Origin of the sequence: Streptomyces sp. NPDC096079, assembly GCF_040303145.1 — a bacterium.
Taxonomy (GTDB): domain Bacteria; phylum Actinomycetota; class Actinomycetes; order Streptomycetales; family Streptomycetaceae; genus Streptomyces.
This window is the reverse complement of sequence record NZ_JBEOST010000028.1, coordinates 6663-23960: the sequence shown is the minus strand read 5'-3', so window position 1 is coordinate 23960 and position 17298 is coordinate 6663. Positions and strand designations below refer to the sequence as shown.

Here is a 17298-nt window from a genome sequence, read left to right as displayed (position 1 = left end):
CCTCACCACCTCCCGATCCAGGAAAGGCGGACGTCATGGCCGACCCGCTGCTGTTCAACCCGCACACCTACGACCCCGCCCACTTCGATCCGGAGACCCGCCGGCTGCTGCGCGCCACCGTGGACTGGTTCGAGGCGCGCGGCAAGCGCCGGATCATCGAGGACTACCGCACCCGGGCCTGGCTCGGCGACTTCCTCGCCTTCGCCGCCGACGAGGGGCTCTTCGCGACCTTCCTGACGCCGTCCGCCGCGGCGGGGGCGGGCGAGGGCGACAAGCGCTGGGACACCGCCCGCATCGCCGCCCTCAACGAGATCCTCGGCTTCTACGGCCTCGACTACTGGTACGCCTGGCAGGTCACGATCCTCGGGCTCGGTCCGGTCTGGCAGAGCGACAACGCCGAGGCCCGCGCCCGCGCCGCCGAACTCCTCGCCCAGGGCGAGGTGTTCGCCTTCGGCCTCTCCGAGAAGTCCCACGGCGCCGACATCTACTCCACCGACATGCTCCTGGAGCCTGACGGCACGGGCGGCTTCCGGGCCACCGGCTCCAAGTACTACATCGGCAACGGCAACGCCGCCGGTCTCGTCTCGGTGTTCGGCCGCCGCACCGACGTGGAGGGTCCCGACGGCTACGTCTTCTTCGCCGCGGACAGCCGCCACCCCGCGTACCACCTCGTGAAGAACGTCGTCGACTCCTCCAAGTACGTCTCCGAGTTCCGCCTGGAGGAGTACCCGGTCGCCGCCGAGGACGTGCTGCACACGGGACGGGCCGCGTTCGACGCCGCGCTCAACACCGTCAACGTCGGCAAGTTCAACCTGTGCACCGCCTCGATCGGCATCTGCGAGCACGCGATGTACGAGGCCGTCACCCACGCGCAGAACCGCATCCTGTACGGCCGGCCGGTCACCGTCTTCCCGCACGTGCGGCGCGAGTTGACCGACGCGTACGTCCGTCTCGTCGGCATGAAGCTGTTCAGCGACCGCGCCGTCGACTACTTCCGCACCGCGGGCCCCGACGACCGCCGCTACCTCCTCTTCAACCCGATGACGAAGATGAAGGTGACCACGGAGGGCGAGAAGGTCATCGACCTGATGTGGGACGTCATCGCCGCCAAGGGCTTCGAGAAGGACAACTACTTCGCGGAGGCCGCCGTGGAGATCCGCGGGCTGCCGAAGCTGGAGGGCACGGTCCACGTCAACCTGGCGCTGATCCTGAAGTTCATGCGCAACCACCTGCTCGACCCGGTCGCGTATGAGCCCGTCCCGACCCGCCTGGACGCGGCCGACGACACGTTCCTCTTCCGGCAGGGCCCGGCCCGCGGCCTCGGCTCGGTCCGCTTCCACGACTGGCGCCCCGCCTACGAGGCGTACGCCCATGTGGCCAACGTGGCCCGCTTCCGCGAACAGGCCGACGCGCTCTGCGAGTTCGTGCTGAAGGCCGCACCCGACGAGGAGCAGAGCCGCGACCTGGACCTCCTCCTCGCCGTCGGCCAGCTCTTCGCGCTCGTCGTGCACGGGCAGCTGGTCCTGGAGCAGGCCGCGCTGACCGGGCTCGACGAGGACGTGCTCGACGAGCTGTTCGCCGTGCTCGTCCGGGACTTCTCCGCGCACGCCGTCGAACTGCACGGCAAGGACTCCGCGACCGAGCAGCAGCAGCTCTGGGCGCTCGGCGCCGTCCGCCGCCCCGTCGTCGACGAGGCGCGGTCGGGGCGGGTCTGGCAGCGGGTGGAGGCGCTGTCGGGGGCGTACGAGATGAGGCCCTGACCCGTCTCGCGCACCCCGGGGCGTGCGGGACGGCGCCCCGGGACCGGCGCGCTCAGCCCGTGGGTGCCGGGGGCGTCGGCCCTCCCGCCGTCCTGCCCTCGGCGTCCACGACGAGCGTGCTCCAGTGCCGGTCCCAGGCGTCGCCGACGTACACGGGCTCCTGGCCCCGGGGATAGCGGACCCAGCCCTCGGCCGGTTCCTGGCCGTCGGCCACGCAGTCCTGTCCGGCGGTGTTGCCGACCGCCTTGACGGGGTAGCGGCCCGAGCCGCAGACGCGCTCCTGGCTCGCGCAGCCCGTCAGGAGCAGGGCCGCGGTCAGGCCCGCGACGACGAGGGCGGGGACGGCGCGTCGGTCTGGCTGGATGGTCACGTTCACTGGCCTCTCTCGCTGATGCGCACAGTCTCGGCGAGCGGGGCGGCCCCGTGATGAGTACGCGTACTCACCTGCGGGTGAGTCGTACGCCGTCCCCGTGGGTCCACGGGGACGGCGCGGGCGTCACGGCTTGGGCAGGGCGCACCCCGGGCGGTTCAGGTCGATCACGTTCCCGGGGCCGACGCAGGGCACGATCGTGTAAGTCTCCTGGGCGTAGTTGATGCCCTGGCGGACGGTCACGGTGCCGTTCTGGTCGATCTCGCACGGGTTGTTCACGGTGCAGCTCTCACCGCTCTCGTTGCCCGTGTTGTTGACGGCGACGACCTTGCCGGTGGTGGTGTCGATGACGGGCGAGCCGGAGGTGCCGCCGATCGTGTTGCAGGCGGAGGTGTAGCGGACCGAGTCCTTCCAGGTCCACTCGCCCTCCTTCATGCGGTAGACGAAGCCGTCGACGTTGCAGCTGTAGATCCGCTTCCAGTACCCGGAGACCACCTTGATCGACGAACCCTGGGTCGGGTGGGCGTCGTTGAGGGTCAGGGCGGCGATGCCGTACTGGCTCTGTATCTGCGCGTACGTCTTGGTCAGCTGGTAGATCGAGATGTCCGTGTCCGTCATCGTGCCGTACGCGATCTTGCTCGCGCGCAGGGTCCCGACGCCGGTGCCGGCCGAGTTGAGCAGGGTGAACGAACGGCTGGACCGGCGGTCCTTGATGACCTGGCCCGCCGTCGGCATGCCGGTCTCCAGGCAGTGACCGTTGGAGAGCACGAGCGCGGGGTCGCTCGGCAGGGAGCTGGGGGTGCGGACGACGGAGCCGGAACAGTTGCTGAGCGCGACGGTTCCCGCGAAGTCGACGGCGGCGACGGCCGGCGCCCGCGTGGCCGCCTCCCGGGGTGCGGAGGCCGTGGCCGGGACCGCCGCCGCTCCTGTCAGGAGCAGGGCGAGCAGGGTGCCGACGAGAGGCTTCTTCATGTGGGGGTTCCCCTCTGAATGACCGTGCAACCGAGAATCCTTCGGTTGTCATGTGCATTCTCGGAAGGGGTCGTTCGCGTGGCAAGAGGGCGTCCGGGGCCGAGGCGGGACGCGGGTGTCAAGCGCCCCGGCGAAATGATCACTCGTTCGTGAGTTCCGCCGCGGCCGCCACCCGTCCGGCGTCAGCCTCAAGGGGAGACGTCGACGCTGCGGGTGCGGGGGAGTGGGTGTGACGCGAGAACCGGGGTCCCGTGAGGGCCTGGACGAGCGCGCGGTGCTGTTGGCGGCGGGCCTCGCGGACCTGGCGGTGACCACGCTGGGATCGGGCATCGGCCTGGTGCGGGGGTTGTTGAGGCGCGCGGACGCCGCCGAGGTGGCCGCCGAGGCCGAGCGGGACCTGGAGGCGCGCGGGCGGCTCGTGCTCGACCGCTACCTGGCCCCGTCGCCGGCCCATCTGGAGGTCCTCGCCCGGCACGCGAGGGCGCGGCGGGCCGCCGACGGTGGCTGAGCGGGGGGAGCCGACCGCGTTCAAGACGCGCGTCGACGAGGTGCTGCGCGGCTACGTCGCCCACGAGGCCGACGCGTTCACGGCGGTCGACCCGGCGCTCGGCCCGGTGGCGGAGCAGCTGGAGTCGGCGGCCGCGGACGGCAAACGGCTGCGGGCGGCGTTCTGTTACTGGGGCTGGCGGGCCGTCGGACAGCCGGACAGCGACGCGCTGGTGCGGGCCGCGGCCTCGATGGAACTGGTGCACGCGGCCGCCGTCGTGCACGACGACCTGATCGACGACAGCCCGCTGCGGCACGGGCGGCCCACCGCGCACGTGGCCCTGCGCGCCGCGCTCGGGCACCATCCGCGGGCCGCCGCGGGAGCCCGCTCGCTCGCGATGCTCGTCGGCGACCTGCTGATGTCGCTCGCCGGACAGCTCTTCGCCACCAGCGGCCTGCCCGCCGCCTACCTCGGCCGGGCCCGCCCGCTCTGGGCGGCGCTCGCGCGGGACCTCGTCGCGGGGGAGTGCCTGGAGATCCTGCACACCGGTACCGCCCCGGACACGACGGCCTCGCTGAAGGTGATCCGCTACAAGACCGCCAAGTACACCGTGGAACAGCCGCTGTTGATCGGCGGCGCCCTGGCCGGCGCCGGCGGGCGGCTGCGCGCGGGCTACTCCGCGTACGGCGTGCCGCTGGGCGAGGCGTTCCAGCTGCGGGACGACCTCCTCGGCCTGTTCGGCGACCCGGAGGCCACCGGCAAGGCGAACGCCGACGACCTGCGCGGACGGCGGCCCACGACCCTGCTCGCCGAGACCTGGCGGCTCGCGGGCGAGGCGGAGCGCGCGCGACTGCGCGAGCTGCTCGGCCGGCCCGACCCCGACGGGGACGCCCTGGAGGACGTACGCGAGGAGATGCGGCGGCTCGGAGCGCCCGACCGGGTCGAGGCCATGATCGCCGAGCGGGTCGGCGAGGCCCTCGGCGCCCTCGACGAGCTGAACCTGCCCCCGGTGCCCGCCGCCGCGCTCACCGCCCTGGCGCACTCGGCCTCGGCCCGCCGATCCTGACGGAGTACAAGGAGCCTGCCCATGCCCCTCACCGAGGCCTCGATGGACGCCCTGCGGCGGACCGGCGACGAACTCGCGGACGCCACGGTCGCCACCCTCTTCGAACGCGGAGAGGTCGGCACGTTCAACACCCTCATGCGGTACGTGTCCACCGCGGGCTCCCCCCTGCCGGACGGGCTGCCCGACGTCGCCCGGGAGTACCTCCGCGCCACGAGCGCCCCACCGTCCTGGGTGGACTGGGCGGAGATGGAGAAGGCCCGGCTGTTCTTCGTCGACAACAACGTGCACATCTCCACCGCGCTGTCCTTCGCCTCCATGCCCGCCTGCTACCTCGTCCCGCACGTGGCGAAGCTGCTGTCGGCGACCCACGGTCTTAAGTACCCCTCCAAGCGCATGGCGGAGACCGGGCAGTTCACGGTCTACCTGATGCGGCCCGACGCCTTCGAGGCCGGCAGCCGCTTCATCCCCGCCGCGCAGAAGGTCCGCCTCCTGCACGCCTCGATCCGGCACCACCTGCGGCGCGAGAACCGCTGGGACGTCGGGACCCTGGGAGTGCCGATCTGCCAGGAGGACATGATCGGCGGGCAGATGTTCTTCTCGATGCTCGTCCTGGACAGCCTGCACCGCCTCGGCATCCACATGTCACAGGAGGGGGCCGAGGCCTACTTCTACGCCTGGCGCGTGGTCGGCGCGATGCTGGGCGTCGACCAGGACGCCGTCCCCGCGAACCTGGACGAGGGCCGCCGCTTCCTCGACCTGTACATGATCCGGCACATGGGACCGTCGCCCGAGGGCGTCCACCTGACCCGGCAGCTCATCGACCTGTACGAGGAGGTCGTCCCCGGCTCCTTCTTCGACCCCATCGTCTCCGCGCTCATCCGACACCTCGTCGGCGACACCTGCGGCGACTGGCTGGACGTGCCCCGCACCCCGTGGGACACCGTCGTGAAGTCCGTCCCCCACCTCCTCGGCGTCCTGGAGACCATCGAGGACCGCTCCCCGCTCGGCGCCTGGGTCCTGGACCGCCTCGGCCACCTCACCACCGTCCTCGAACTGTCCTCGCTCACCCGCGGCCGCGTCATGCACTACGCCATCCCGGAACACCTCAGGAAGGACTACGGCCTCCCGCCGGGCCCACCCCGCACCCGCCGCTGGACCCCGCCGGCGGCGACCGTCGAGCCGTGACGCCGCTCACCCCCGCTGACCACCGGAAACGTGGGTGAAGAGGGGCCCGGAGGCCTGGTAGATTGTTCTCTGTCGCCGCGGGGAGCAGAGATGCGGATCGCGGCGGGCTACCGGTCCGGGTGGCGGAATGGCAGACGCGCTAGCTTGAGGTGCTAGTGCCCTTTATCGGGCGTGGGGGTTCAAGTCCCCCCTCGGACACAAGGCATGGCCCCAGAGGCGGCCGGGATTCATCCCGGCCGCCTCTGGGCGTTCCCGGACGGAAAATGCTTGGACCGTGGCGGCGCCCACGCGGGAGACTCCCTTTTGCTCACCTTCGGTACGACAACACAGGGTTGGGTATGGGATCACCGCAATCGCACGAGGGTTTGCCGAACAAGGGCTCGGTACTCCTCGCACTCCGCTTCTACGCACGGGAACTGCTCCGTCTCCGATGGCTGACGGCTCCCGCTCTCCTGCTGCCGGCACTCGGCAACATCGGCATCAACTACATCGCCCCGCTCGTCGTCGCCAAGCTCGTCGGCCACATCGCCGGCGACGGCACCAGCGGAGGGCTCGGACCGCTCCTCCCCTACGTCCTCGTCTTCGCGGGCGTCCTGCTGCTCGGCGAGGCCCTGTGGCGCGTCGGACTGCACTGCCTCAACCGCCTCGACGCCCGCGGCATCGAGAACCTGTACGTCATCGGCATGGACGAACTGTTCGCCAAGGACGCCGCGTTCTTCCACGACAACTTCGCGGGATCGCTGACCAAACGGGTCCTCAGCTTCGCCTCCCGCTTCGAGGAGTTCGTCGACACGCTGACCTTCTCGGTCATGGGCAGCCTCGTGCCCCTGCTGTTCGCGTCGGTGGTGCTCTGGCAGTACGACCCGCTGCTCGTGGTCGGTCTCCTGGTGCTGATCACCGTCACCGGCGTCGGCGTGGCCCCGCTGATCCGGCGCCGGCAGGCGCTCGTCGCCCAGCGCGAACAGGCGATCGCCCGCGTGTCGGGGCACGTCGCCGACAGCCTCACGAACATGGACACCGTCCGGTCCTTCGGAGCCGAGAGGCGCGAGGCGGCCGAGCACCGCACCCGCGTCGCGGAGTCCCGCCGGCTCACGCTGCGCTCCTGGGACTACGGCAACCTGCGCATCGACACGGTCGTCGCTCCGATGTCCGTCCTGACGAACGTCCTCGGCCTCGTCCTCGCCGTCACCCTCGGGGGCGGAGGGCACGGCGTGGAGGCCGTCATCGTCGCCTTCACCTACTACGCCAACGCCACCCGGATCATGTTCGAGTTCAACCAGATCTACCGGCGCCTCGAAGGCTCGATGACGGAGGCCGCGCAGTTCACCGAACTCCTCCTCGACCCGCCGACCGTCCTCGACCCGGAGGAACCGGAACGCCTCGCGGCCCGGGACGCCGAGGTCCGCTTCGAGAAGGTGACCTTCGCCCACGCGGGCGCGAAGCCGCTCTTCGAGGACCTCGACCTCGACGTGCCCAGCGGCGCGAAGATCGGATTCGTGGGCCGGTCCGGCGGCGGCAAGACCACGCTCACCCGGCTGCTCCTGAGGATGACGGACATCGACGGCGGCAGGATCACCATCGGCGGCCAGGACATCAGCAGGCTCCGGCAGAACGAACTGCGCGGCATGATCGCGTACGTGCCGCAGGACCCCGCCATGTTCCACCGCACCCTCAGGGAGAACATCGCCTTCGCCCGGCCGGGCGCCACCGAGGAGGAGATCCGGCGCGCGGCCGAGGCGGCGCACGTCACCGAGTTCGTCGACTCCCTCCCCGAGGGCTTCGACACCATGGTCGGCGAGCGCGGGGTGAAGCTCTCCGGCGGCCAGCGCCAGCGGGTCGCCCTCGCCCGCGCCATCCTCCGCGACGCTCCGATCCTGCTGCTCGACGAGGCGACCAGCGCCCTGGACTCCGAGAGCGAGATCCTCGTCCAGGACGCGCTGTGGCGGCTCATGGACGGCCGCACCGCGCTCGTGGTCGCCCACCGGCTCAGCACCGTCGCCACCATGGACCGGCTCGTCGTCCTCGACCGCGGACGGATCGTCGAGCAGGGCTCGCACCAGGAGCTGCTCACCGCCGGGGGCGCCTACGCGAAGCTGTGGCAGCACCAGTCGGGCGGCTTCCTCGACGACACCCCCGCGGCGGCCGGCCTGCGCTGATCCGGTCGCTCCGGGAGTTGTCCACGGGTTGCCCCGGGCGGGGCCGGGGTGTCGGTGCGGACGGCTAGGCTTCAGAAATGGTCCTTTCCGACGCCCCTGCCCCCGACCCCACCGCCGAGATCTCCGACGCCGCCCGGGTGCTCCACCGCGTGTTCGGCTACAGCTCCTTCCGCGGGGAGCAGCGGGAGATCATCGAGCAGGTCGTCGGCGGCGGCGACGCGCTCGTCCTGATGCCGACCGGCGGCGGCAAGTCGCTGTGCTACCAGATCCCCGCCCTCGTCAGAGCGGGCACGGGCGTCGTGATCTCGCCCCTGATCGCCCTGATGCAGGACCAGGTGGACGCGCTCAGAGCGCTCGGGGTGCGGGCCGGCTTCCTGAACTCGACGCAGGACCCGTACGAGCGGCAGGCCGTCGAGCAGGCGTTCCTCGCCGACGAGCTCGACCTGCTCTACCTGGCCCCGGAGCGGCTGCGCACCGAGGGTACCCAGCGGCTGCTCGACCGGGGCACGGTCTCGCTCTTCGCGATCGACGAGGCGCACTGCGTCGCGCAGTGGGGCCACGACTTCCGCCCCGACTACCTCGCGCTGTCGATGCTGCACGAGCGGTGGCCGAAGGTCCCCCGCATCGCGCTGACCGCGACCGCCACCGAGGCCACCCACGCGGAGATCGCGAAGCGGCTCGGTCTGGAGGACGCGCGGCACTTCGTCGCCGGCTTCGACCGGCCGAACATCCAGTACCGCATCGTCCCGAAGAACAACCCGGTCAAGCAGCTCCTGGAGCTGATCAGGACCGAGCACGCCGGGGACGCGGGCGTCGTCTACTGCCTCTCGCGCGCCTCGGTGGAGAAGACCGCGGCCCAGCTCGTGGAGCAGGGCATCGACGCCGTCCCGTACCACGCCGGCATGGACGCCCGGACGCGCGCGGAGAACCAGGCGCGCTTCCTGCGCGAGGACGGGGTCGTCGTGGTGGCGACCATCGCCTTCGGCATGGGCATCGACAAGCCGGACGTGCGCTTCGTCGCCCACCTCGACCTGCCCAAGTCCGTCGAGGGCTACTACCAGGAGACGGGCCGCGCCGGGCGCGACGGCGAGCCCGCCACGGCGTGGCTGGCGTACGGCCTCCAGGACGTCGTCCAGCAGCGCAAGCTCATCGACGGTTCCGAGGGCGACGAGCAGCACCGGCGCTCCCTGGCCCTGCACCTGGACGCCATGCTCGCGCTCTGCGAGACGGTCGACTGCCGCCGCGTGCGGCTCCTGGAGTACTTCGGGCAGTCCGGCGAGCCCTGCGGCAACTGCGACACGTGTCTGACGCCGGGCGAGTCCTGGGACGGGACCGTCGCCGCGCAGAAGCTGCTGTCCACCGTGTGGCGGCTCGCCAAGGAGCGGCGTCAGAAGTTCGGCGCCGGCCAGATCATCGACATCCTCCAGGGCAAGCGGACCGCCAAGGTCATCCAGTTCGACCACGACGCGCTCTCGGTCTTCGGCGTCGGATCGGACCTGGGCACCGCCGAATGGCGCGGCGTCGTCCGCCAGCTCCTCGCGCAGCGGCTGCTCTCGGTGGAAGGCGACTACGGGACGCTGGTGCTCACGGAGGAGAGCGGCGAGGTGCTCGGCGGACGCCGCCAGGTCCCGATGCGCAAGGAGAAGGCGGTGGCCGCCGCCCGCAAGGAGCCCGGATCCCGCTCCGGCAAGGGCGCCCGCGTACCGGTCGACCTGCCCGAGGCCGCCGTGCCGGTCTTCGAGGCCCTCCGTGCCTGGCGGGCGGCGACGGCGCGCGAGCAGGGCGTCCCGGCGTACGTCGTCTTCCACGACGCGACGCTGCGGGAGATCGCGACCCGGATGCCCGCCACCGTCGCCGAGCTCGGCACCGTCGGCGGCGTGGGCGAGGCCAAGCTCGCCAAGTACGCGGAGGGTGTCCTCGCCGCGCTGGCGGGGTCCGGAGGCGCCGGGGAGGGCCACGCGTCCGCGCCCGCAGCCCCGGCACCGGCGCGGGGAGCGGCTGCGGACGCCCCGCCGTCCTCCGACGAGGAGCCGCCGTGGGACATGGACGAGCTCGAACCGCCGTGGGACGAGGACGAGTAGACCGGGCCCCCCGGTCGCCGGAGGCCGTATCGGAGACATCCGATACGGCCTCCGGTCGTTTGCGTGCCAGTGCCAGTGCCAGTGCCAGTGCCAGTGCCAGTGCCAGTGCCGACGCTGGGGCCGCGGTCCCGGGACGGGACGGGACGGGACGCGACCCGGGACGGGTCGGGGACGGGGTGGGAACGGTTCCGGGCGACGCTTGGGGAGCACGCGCGAAGGGACACACGCGAGGGCCCCGCTGAACCCGCGACCTGCGGAGACGGCGCGGGGACCCGCGGAACGGACGGCCTGCGGGATGGCCTCCGGGACGGCCTCCGGGACGGCGCGGGACGCGGATCGGGGCGGCGGCACGGGCCCGGAGCGCGCTGTTAGCTTTCCGGTCGCCGCCCCGGGGCCGTACCGCCTCGGGAGGCTACGGATCCGCGCACCCCCTTCCACTCCTGTGAGGAACCCTCCGCCGATGACGAGCAGCCGGGACAGCATCCTGCGGACGGGCGCGGCGCTCGCCGTGACCGCCCTCGCCCTGACCGGGTGCTCCGCCGGACAGCCGGGTCCCGCCGCCGCCACCGTCTCCCGCACCGTTCCCGCGGGTCCCGCCGCCGACCCGTCGGCCTGGACCCTGCCCATGGAGGCGTACCGCCCCACCGCCGAGCAGACCAGGACCCTGGCGCGCGCGGAGCAGAAGCTGGTGGACCGGTGCCTCAAGGGGTTCGGCATCGACTGGAAGCCTGCCCCCGAGCTGCCCGAGATCGGCCCGAAGAACCTGCTCGACTGGCGGTACGGGATCCACGACGCCGCGATGTCCGCGAAGTTCGGCTACCAGGTGGACCCGGCCCAACAGGCCCGCTACGACCAGGCGTTGCGCGAGGCCGACGCGCGGCCCCGGCCCTCGGACGACGTCGAGCTGGTTCTGGGCGGCACCGACGTGCCCGCCGAGATCCGGGAGAAGGCGAGCCCGGAGGTCCGGGGCGGCGTCTACGCGGGGCGGAGGATCCCCGAGGGCGGCTGCTTCGGCGAGGCGCGCCGGACCCTCGGTGGTTCGTCGCAGGGCGTCTCCCCGCTGGTGCAGCGCCTCACGTACGACTCGTACCCCGCGTCCACGCGGGACCCGCGGGTGCGGGAGGTCTTCGCGCGCTGGTCGGCCTGCATGAAGGCCGAGGGGTACACGTACCCGGCGCCGATGGCCGCCAACGACGACCCCCGCTTCCGGCCCCGGCCCGGGGGCCCCTCCCGCCTGGAGATCGACACGGCGCTCGCCGATCTCGGCTGCCGGGCCACGTACCGCGTCGCGGAGGTCTGGCACGACGCGGAGACCCGGATCCAGCGCGCGGCCATCACGCGCGAGGCGTCCGCGCTCGCGGCGGACCGCCGCGCCCTCGACACCACCCTGCGCACGGCGGCGGGCGTCCTCGCCCGCCCCTGACCCCTGTCCCTTCCCCGACGGTTTCCGTCCCGACGATCATCCAGGAGTTCCCGATGCAGACCTCGACCACCCCGCGCCGCAGCCTGCGCGCCGCCGTCGTCGCCGCCGTGATGGGCGCCTCCGCCTTCACCGGCACGGGCATGGCCCACGCGGAGGGCGACCCCACCGCGTGGGTCTCCACCGACGAGATGACCATCATGTCGATGGAGAAGTGCGCCTCCCAGTCGGAGGAGTACCGGTTCCGCCTGTACTACAGCCCCAACTACGCGGGCGCCTGGGTCAACATCGGCCACCCCATCTACGACATGCTCGCCCTGAAGATGCCGTACTCCCCGGCCCGTCCGCTCTACTTCTGCGACGGCACGGGCTCGGGCGGCGGCCAGGCGGCCGGCAACAACGCGGCCTCCGCCTACAACTGGTACGAGGGCTACGTCGGCACGTTGTACTACAGCGCCGGGTACAAGGGGGCCTCCGAGATGATCGGCCCCCGGTCCGGGCACTCCGTCCTCAGCCTGCGGAACGACAACCGCTCCATCCAGTTCAGCCGCACCTGGTAGCGCTCACTCGGGCTGCGGCGTGAGACGGCGCAGCCCCCTGCGGTCGTAGTAGTGCGTCATCGCGAAGCCGAACACCAGGGCCACCACCACACCGACCGCGATCATGATCCAGCCGCGGGCGAGACCCGCGTCGGCCCGGGCGTCGAAGTACAGGATGGACCGGACGCCCGCGCTGAGCTGGTGCATGGGCTCGAAGATCCCCAGGAAGCGGTAGAACGCCGGGGTGGCCTCCAGGGGGACGGTCGCCCCGGAGGAGGGGAGCGCCAGCGCGATGAAGACGAACATGGACACGAGCTGACCGATCCCGCCGAAGGCGGCGTTGATGGCCTGGACGCCCAGGCCGACGGCGACGGTCGCGCAGTACGAGAAGACCCACAGCATCGGCAGATGGCTGGCGTCCATGCCGAGGATGCCGATGGTGGCGACCATGACGAGCGTGGTGGTCAGGAGCGAGATCCCCGCGGTCATCAGCATCTTCAGGACGAGGGTCTGGGTGCGGCTCACGGGGACCGTCGGCCGGCGGGTGTGCCAGGGGCCGATCTCGCTGTCGGTGTAGCCGAGCGCGGTGTCGACGCCGCTGTGCACGAGGTTGCCGCCGATGAAGCCGCTCAGGACGAGCAGCAGTGTGTAGTAGAAGGCGGTCAGGCCCAGACCGCTGTGCCGGCCGATGGGATGGCCGACGCGGGTCGTGACGGTGACGGGGTCGGTCAGGAGCACCCGTGCCGTGGGTGTGGCGGCGGTCGCCGAGAGCTGCTTGCCGATGGCCAGCGAGGCCTGGTGCGCCGCGCCCTGGTTGATCTGGGAGGCCAGGGACGAGCCGAGGCTGCCGAGGCCGGGGTTGGTGAGCACGAGGAGCGTCGGGCGGGCCGTCGCCCGGTTCGTGGTCAGCGCGGTCACGGCCGCGGTGAAGTCGGCGGGGACGACGAGGGCGCCGAAGACCTTGCCCGAGTCGAGCGCGTCCTGGGCCTCCGCCCGGTCGAGGCGGCGCCAGTCGATGTCGGCCTTCGTGGAGCCCGTCGCGGCGATCGTGTCGGTGATCTGCTGCCCCAGGTTCTTCGGCTGCCCGGGCAGTGGCCGGCCCTCGTCCTCGTCGACCAGGGCGATCGGGAGCCGGTCCAGGTGGTCGCTGGGGCTGAGGATGCCGCCCATGTAGAGGAGCGACAGCAGCAACGACACCAGGGCGCACAGGACGGCCGGTACGAGCCACAGCTTGGCGTGCCGGGCCAGCACGAGGGCGCGCACCTGGGGGGCGCGGCCGGTCCCGGGCTCGGGCTCCGGGGCGTCGTGGCCGGTCCCGGGCTCGGGCTCCGGGGCGTTCGGAGGGATCGCGGAGGTCATGGGGCCATCGTCGACGGCCCGACCGCGATCCGGGCATTTCGGGCGCCCATGCGGGTGGGCGTGTCGGGCGCCCCGCCGGTCCCGCTCCGATTGCGGAGCGGTGGGCGCCGGGTTTGAGTGGGGAAGACCCCCTATTCGCGCCACCAGGAGCTGCCATGTCGATGGCGTTCGGTTCGCCCTTCGGTTCGTCGGACCCCTTCAGCGACCTGTTCGACCGGTTCTTCGGGATGTCGCCCGCGTCCTCGCCCCCGGCGGTGCAGCGCGTGCCCATCGGACGGCTGCTGACCGAATCCGCCCATGAACTGCTGAACACGGCCGCCCGCAAGGCCGACGAGGACGGCAGCTCCGACCTCGACACCGAGCACCTCCTGTGGGCCGCCACCCAGGTCGAGCCGACCCGCCGCCTCCTGTCCCAGGGCGGGGTGAACCCGGACCGGCTCGCCGGACAGCTCGCCGAGGTGCTCCCCGGGGAGTCCGCCGAGCCGTCGGCCCGACCCGGGCTCACCCCGGCGGCCAAGCGCACCCTCGCGACCGCCCACGCCTACTCGCAGGCGGCGGGCGTCTCGTACATCGGCCCCGAGCACATCCTCAGCGCCCTCCTCGGAGACGCCGACTCCGGCGCGTCCCGGTTCCTGCGGGCCGAGGACCTGGACGTGCGGAAGCTGCGCGGCCTCACCGACCAGGCCGCCCGCCCGGAGCCCGGCGGCACCCCCGCCGCCGCGAAGCAGCCGGCCACGACCCTCGACGAGTACGGCCGGGACCTGACCGAGGAGGCGAAGGCGGGCAGGCTCGACCCGGTCGTCGGGCGGGCCGACGAGATCGAGCAGACCGTCGAGATCCTCTCCCGCCGCTCCAAGAACAACCCCGTCCTCATCGGCGAGCCCGGCGTCGGCAAGACCGCCATCGTGGAGGGGCTCGCCCAGCGGATCGTCGCGGGTGAGGTGCCGGACACGCTCAAGGACAAGCGGGTCGTCTCGCTCGACCTGTCCGGCATGGTCGCCGGAGCGCAGTACCGCGGGCAGTTCGAGGAACGCCTGAAGAAGGTCATCGAGGACGTCCAGCAGGCCGAAGGGCAGATCGTCCTCTTCATCGACGAGCTGCACACCGTCGTCGGCGCGGGCGCCACCGGCGAGGGCTCGATGGACGCGGGCAACATGCTCAAGCCCGCCCTCGCCCGAGGCGAGCTGCACGTGGTGGGCGCCACCACCATCGACGAGTACCGCAAGCACATCGAGAAGGACGCCGCGCTCGAACGCCGCTTCCAGCCCGTCCTGATCCCCGAGCCGACCGTCGAGGAGACCGTGCAGATCCTCGAAGGGCTGCGGGACGCCTACGAGGCCCACCACCAGGTCCGCTTCGCCGACGGCGCCCTCGCGGCGGCGGCCGAGCTCTCCGACCGGTACGTCAGCGACCGCTTCCTGCCCGACAAGGCCATCGACCTGATGGACCAGGCAGGGGCGCGCGTACGGCTCCGCAGCGCCGGCCGCTCCACCGAGGTCGTCAGCCGCGAGGACCGGCTCGCGAAGCTGCGGCGCGAGAAGGACCAGGCCGTCGCCGCCGAGGACTTCGAGAAGGCCAAGGACGTCAAGGAGCAGATCGCCGAGGTCGAGGGCGAGCTCGCCGGGATCGAGGAGCGCCGCGAGGGCGTCGTCTCAGTCACGGCCTCCGACATCGCCGACATCGTCTCCCGCCGCACCGGCATCCCGGTCTCCCAGCTCACGGCCAGTGAGAAGGAGAAGCTCCTCAGGCTGGAGGAGGAGATGCACGCCCGGATCGTCGGCCAGGACGAGGCGGTCACCGCGGTCTCCGAGGCCGTGCGCCGCAACCGGGCGGGCATGGGCGACCCGAACCGCCCCGTCGGCTCCTTCCTCTTCCTCGGGCCCACCGGCGTCGGCAAGACCGAACTCGCCAAGACCCTCGCCGAACTGCTCTTCGGCGCCGAGGACCGCATGATCCGCTTCGACATGAGCGAGTTCCAGGAGAAGCACACGGTCGCCCGGCTCGTCGGCGCGCCTCCCGGATACGTCGGCTACGAGGAGGCCGGCCAGCTCACCGAGAAGGTCCGCCGCCAGCCGTACAGCGTCGTCCTCTTCGACGAGGTCGAGAAGGGGCACCCGGACGTCTTCAACACGCTGCTGCAGATCCTCGACGACGGGCGCCTCACGGACGGACAGGGCCGCACGGTCGACTTCCGCCACTGCGTCGTCATCATGACGTCCAACATCGGCGCCCACCGCATCCTCGCCCACGAGGGCGACGCGGCCGAACTCAAGGACGAGTTGATGGAGGACCTGCGGGGACGCTTCCTGCCCGAGTTCCTCAACCGCATCGACGACATCATCGTCTTCCACAGCCTCACCGAGAAGGACCTGTCGGAGATCGTCGACCACCTCCTCGACCGCAGCAAGCACCGCGTCCACGCCCAGGGCATGACCCTGGAGGTCACCGAGGCGGCGAAGAAGCTGCTCGTCGCCCACGGCTACCAGCCGGCGTTCGGCGCCCGTCCGCTGCGCCGCACGATCCAGACGGAGCTCGACAACCGCGTCGCCTCCCTGCTGCTCGGTGGAGAGGCCGACCCCGGCGACACGATCGTCGCGGACGTCGTGGACGACTCGCTGCACTGCACGGTCCGCAAGCACGAGGACGCGGGGAGCACGGCGGCCGTGGCCTGACCACCGCTCGCCACCGTGCGCGACCACGCCGACGGGCGGCCGGTGACCTCCCCGTACCGCGCCCACCCCGGCGCCCAGGAGCGGGCCGGAGCGTGCTGACCGGCCCGCGGCGCCCGACCGCCCGGCTGCGGAGCGCGCTCTCCCCACGCGGCGCGCTCGCCCTGCAGAGCGTGGACGGCGCCCTGTCCTTCGCGCTGCGCGCCGCGCTCGCCATGGCGCTGCCCGCGCTGCCGCTGGCCCTCGCGGGCCACGCCGACCAGGCCGTCTCCACGATGCTGGGGTCGTTCACCACCACCTTCGGCCGCAACCTGCCCTACCCGCGCCGCGCCCGCGTGCTCGCCGTCGTCGCCGTGGCGATGACCGCGTGCGTGGCGGGCGGCGCGGCGCTGGCGGCCTGGGCCCAGCCCCGGCACGGCGGCGCGGGCGCCGCCCTGACGGTCGCCGCGACCGCCCTGGTCGCCGGCCTCGCGAAGCTCGCCTGCGACGCGGCCCGGCTGAGCGGCCTCGGCGCGGTCCTGCTGCTCTTCTCCTTCGTCGTGGCGGCCAACGGCGCCCCGACCCCCGGCGACGTCCTGCCGCAGGCGGGCCTCGCCGCGTGCGGCGCCGCCGTCGCCTGGGTCCTCGCCATGGCGGGCCGGCTCGTGCACCCGGACCGCCCGCAACGCCTCGCCGTCGCCGCGGCCCTCCGCGAACTCGCGGACCTGTGGGACGCGAACGGCGCCCGTGTGGACGGCGCCGGGGGCGCGCCCGCCGTCGGCACCGCCGTCCGCCCCGTGCGGCACCGGGCCACCGCCGCCGTCCTCCAGGCGTACCGCACGCTCGGGGTCCTGCCGCCCTCCGGTGCCGAGTGGCACGGCCGGGGCGACACCTGCGTCCGCCTCACCGACCTCTGCTGGTCCCTCCTCGTCGGCTCCGCCCGCCGTCCGCCCCACGACCCCACCGGCCTGGCCCGCACCCTGCGCCGCCAGGCCCGGCTGCTCGCCGGCCACCGCCGCCGGGCCCCGCGGCTCCTGCCCGAGCTGGCGCTCCCCGTCCTGATCGCCCAGGCCGGCGTACTCGCCCGTCCGGAACCCGACGCCGGCCCGGGCCCCGACCGACGGTCCGCCGACTCGGGACCTGACCGTCCGGCCGCCGGCTCGGGACCTGACCGTCCGGCCGCCGGCTCGGGACCTGACCGTCCGGCCGCCGGCTCGGGACCTGACCGTCCGGCCGCCGGCTCGGGACCTGACCG

General features: G+C 72.6%; 13 protein-coding genes and 1 tRNA gene. 11 read left to right on the top strand and 3 right to left on the bottom strand.

Annotated features, from left to right (window positions below; translation table 11 throughout):
* Positions 1-35 precede the first annotated feature (35 nt).
* The gene (locus ABTY59_RS34045; protein ID WP_352022989.1) at positions 36-1760 is read left to right on the top strand and encodes an acyl-CoA dehydrogenase family protein; all 1725 of its coding nucleotides are present in this window, start codon (positions 36-38) and stop codon (positions 1758-1760) included.
* Between the two features lie 52 nt (positions 1761-1812).
* Here the strand turns inward: ABTY59_RS34045 and ABTY59_RS34040 are convergent, their stop codons facing one another.
* Both ABTY59_RS34040 and ABTY59_RS34035 read right to left on the bottom strand, forming a co-directional pair.
* Positions 1813-2130: an SCO0607 family lipoprotein gene (locus tag ABTY59_RS34040; protein WP_352022988.1), complete on the bottom strand. Its 318-nt coding sequence runs from the start codon at positions 2128-2130 to the stop codon at positions 1813-1815.
* A gap of 126 nt (positions 2131-2256) precedes the next feature.
* Positions 2257-3102 carry a S1 family peptidase gene (locus ABTY59_RS34035; protein ID WP_352022987.1) on the bottom strand — a complete coding sequence of 282 codons (846 nt, stop codon included), beginning with the start codon at positions 3100-3102 and terminating at the stop codon, positions 2257-2259.
* A 229-nt stretch (positions 3103-3331) separates the two neighbouring features.
* Between ABTY59_RS34035 and ABTY59_RS34030 the strand changes: the two genes are divergently transcribed.
* From ABTY59_RS34030 to ABTY59_RS33995, 8 genes are all read left to right on the top strand, one after another.
* Entirely contained in the window at positions 3332-3610 is a 279-nt protein-coding gene (locus ABTY59_RS34030) for a polyprenyl synthetase (RefSeq protein ID WP_352022986.1), read from the top strand.
* Positions 3603-4655: a polyprenyl synthetase family protein gene (locus ABTY59_RS34025; protein ID WP_352022985.1), complete on the top strand. Its 1053-nt coding sequence runs from the start codon at positions 3603-3605 to the stop codon at positions 4653-4655. Before ABTY59_RS34030 ends, ABTY59_RS34025 begins: the two co-directional genes overlap by 8 nt.
* 21 nt (positions 4656-4676) lie before the next feature.
* The gene (locus ABTY59_RS34020; protein WP_352022984.1) at positions 4677-5840 is read left to right on the top strand and encodes an oxygenase MpaB family protein; all 1164 of its coding nucleotides are present in this window, start codon (positions 4677-4679) and stop codon (positions 5838-5840) included.
* A gap of 113 nt (positions 5841-5953) precedes the next feature.
* Positions 5954-6038: transfer RNA gene (locus ABTY59_RS34015), tRNA-Leu, on the top strand.
* A gap of 140 nt (positions 6039-6178) precedes the next feature.
* A complete protein-coding gene (locus tag ABTY59_RS34010; protein ID WP_352022983.1) occupies positions 6179-7996 on the top strand; it encodes an ABC transporter ATP-binding protein in 1818 nt (605 codons plus the stop codon).
* Between the two features lie 77 nt (positions 7997-8073).
* Positions 8074-10077, top strand: a complete 2004-nt coding sequence (gene recQ, locus ABTY59_RS34005) for a DNA helicase RecQ (RefSeq protein ID WP_352022982.1) — start codon at positions 8074-8076, stop codon at positions 10075-10077.
* A gap of 460 nt (positions 10078-10537) precedes the next feature.
* On the top strand, positions 10538-11500 hold the full coding sequence (locus tag ABTY59_RS34000; RefSeq protein WP_352022981.1) for a hypothetical protein: 963 nt from the start codon (positions 10538-10540) through the stop codon (positions 11498-11500).
* A gap of 53 nt (positions 11501-11553) precedes the next feature.
* On the top strand, positions 11554-12057 hold the full coding sequence (locus ABTY59_RS33995; RefSeq protein WP_352022980.1) for a hypothetical protein: 504 nt from the start codon (positions 11554-11556) through the stop codon (positions 12055-12057).
* 3 nt (positions 12058-12060) lie between these two features.
* Here the strand turns inward: ABTY59_RS33995 and ABTY59_RS33990 are convergent, their stop codons facing one another.
* Complete coding sequence (locus ABTY59_RS33990) at positions 12061-13395, bottom strand: YhgE/Pip domain-containing protein (protein WP_352022979.1); 1335 nt, start codon at positions 13393-13395, stop codon at positions 12061-12063.
* Between the two features lie 155 nt (positions 13396-13550).
* On the opposite strand from ABTY59_RS33990, the gene ABTY59_RS33985 reads away from it, so the two are divergent.
* Both ABTY59_RS33985 and ABTY59_RS33980 read left to right on the top strand, forming a co-directional pair.
* The gene (locus tag ABTY59_RS33985) at positions 13551-16067 is read left to right on the top strand and encodes an ATP-dependent Clp protease ATP-binding subunit (RefSeq protein WP_352022978.1); all 2517 of its coding nucleotides are present in this window, start codon (positions 13551-13553) and stop codon (positions 16065-16067) included.
* Positions 16068-16279: 212 nt separating this feature from the next.
* The coding region (locus ABTY59_RS33980; RefSeq protein WP_502995462.1) for a serine/threonine-protein kinase at positions 16280-17298 on the top strand (1019 nt) is incomplete at its 3' end.

What these genes read in the sequence shown, in the direction of transcription:
- ABTY59_RS33985 (WP_352022978.1), top strand. Translation starts at nt 13,551, where the DNA reads ATGTCGATGGCGTTCGGTTCGCCCTTCGGTTCGTCGGACCCCTTCAGC.
- ABTY59_RS34020 (WP_352022984.1), top strand. Translation starts at nt 4,677, where the DNA reads ATGCCCCTCACCGAGGCCTCGATGGACGCCCTGCGGCGGACCGGCGAC.
- ABTY59_RS34010 (WP_352022983.1), top strand. Translation starts at nt 6,179, where the DNA reads ATGGGATCACCGCAATCGCACGAGGGTTTGCCGAACAAGGGCTCGGTA.
- ABTY59_RS34000 (WP_352022981.1), top strand. Translation starts at nt 10,538, where the DNA reads ATGACGAGCAGCCGGGACAGCATCCTGCGGACGGGCGCGGCGCTCGCC.
- ABTY59_RS34045 (WP_352022989.1), top strand. Translation starts at nt 36, where the DNA reads ATGGCCGACCCGCTGCTGTTCAACCCGCACACCTACGACCCCGCCCAC.
- recQ (WP_352022982.1), top strand. Translation starts at nt 8,074, where the DNA reads ATGGTCCTTTCCGACGCCCCTGCCCCCGACCCCACCGCCGAGATCTCC.
- ABTY59_RS33990 (WP_352022979.1), bottom strand. Translation starts at nt 13,395, where the DNA reads ATGACCTCCGCGATCCCTCCGAACGCCCCGGAGCCCGAGCCCGGGACC.
- ABTY59_RS33995 (WP_352022980.1), top strand. Translation starts at nt 11,554, where the DNA reads ATGCAGACCTCGACCACCCCGCGCCGCAGCCTGCGCGCCGCCGTCGTC.
- ABTY59_RS34035 (WP_352022987.1), bottom strand. Translation starts at nt 3,102, where the DNA reads ATGAAGAAGCCTCTCGTCGGCACCCTGCTCGCCCTGCTCCTGACAGGA.